The sequence below is a fragment of the Pedobacter sp. 01N416 genome (assembly GCF_056399685.1).
Window position 1 is genome coordinate 1 of sequence record NZ_JBFTRT010000859.1, and the last position, 1,376, is coordinate 1,376.

Sequence of the window (1,376 nt, forward strand, 5' to 3'; positions counted from 1 at the left end):
ACTTACAGCTTTAACCACATCCTTTTGTGTCGACTTTTTAGGCATGGCCAAGGCCGAAAATGTAAATGCCAAAGACGCCGTAAAAAAACGCCATACTGTACACGTAGCATTTTCTATTCTGATGTTTTTGGTGATCCTCGTCATCAATGCATTGAACAGCTCATCAGTAGTAAGCTTAATTTTTACCATTGCCTCTTATACCTACGGGCCGCTTTTAGGATTATATAGTTTTGGATTATTTGTAAAAAAACGTGGTCTTCACGATAAATTAGTGCCGATAGTTTGCTTATTATCACCTTTTTTATGTTACTTGCTTTCCACGTATTCTACCACTTTATTGGGCGGTTACGTTTTTAGTGTTGAACTGATTTTAATTAACGGTTTAATCACATTTATAGGCTTGTTGTTCATCAGTAAAAAAACTGATGCGCAAACTAGATTTTAATATTAGAATAACAGTATATGACGAGTGAAGAAAAAATTAGAAGCGCTTTTGAAAACAAAGACTGGCAAGAAATTAAAGTAACAGACTCTTGGCAAATTTTTAAAATCATGGCCGAATTTGTAGACGGTTTTGAAAAACTGGCTAAAATTGGCCCATGTGTTACCATTTATGGTTCGGCCCGTACAGCTCAAACGCATAGATATTACCAATTGGCAGAAGAGTGCGGCAAATTATTAACCGATCGTGGTTATGGTGTAATCACTGGCGGTGGCCCTGGCATTATGGAGGCCGGTAATAAAGGCGCCCACACCAATGGGGGTAAATCGGTAGGTTTAAACATCGAGTTGCCTTTTGAGCAGTTCCACAATAAATATATCGATCATAATAAATTGCTGGAGTTTGATTATTTCTTTGTGCGCAAAGTAATGTTCATGAAATATAGTCAGGGTTTTGTGGTTTTACCAGGTGGTTTTGGTACCATGGATGAACTTTTTGAAGCTTTAACCTTAATCCAGACCGGAAAAATTGCACGTTTCCCAATCGTATTGGTGGGTGTTGATTATTGGGGTGGATTAATTGATTGGATTAAAGGTACAATGCTCCAGAAAGAGCACAATATCCACGAAGAAGATTTAAACCTTTTCAGATTGGTAGATACCGCTGAAGAAGCTGCAGAGCATATTTTCCGTTTCTACGATAAATATGTACTTAAACCGAATTTCTAGGTTGGTTCAATGGTTCATTAGTCAGTTCAAGATGGTTAACTGGTTAATTGTTTAAATCGGTTAATTGAAAATTATAAACTGAAAATTGCAAACTGGAAACTGAAAAAGTGCTTACAAACAATAAGCACTTTTTTTATGTCTTCATTTATTGTAACAACTGGAGAAAACTGCTATCTAAAATAAAACGTAATTGAAATGGCGAAATT

General features: G+C 36.3%; 1 protein-coding gene and 1 pseudogene. Both read left to right on the plus strand.

Annotated elements, in window-relative coordinates:
• Window positions 1–445 (plus strand): annotated as a pseudogene (locus AC1DND_RS27910) (sodium:solute symporter); the annotation flags it as partial.
• Window positions 446–462: 17 nt separating this feature from the next.
• Window positions 463–1,170 (plus strand): LOG family protein, encoded by a 708-nt coding sequence (locus AC1DND_RS27915; protein WP_477586111.1) that lies wholly within the window; start codon window positions 463–465, stop codon window positions 1,168–1,170.
• The last annotated feature ends 206 nt before the right edge of the window (window positions 1,171–1,376 follow it).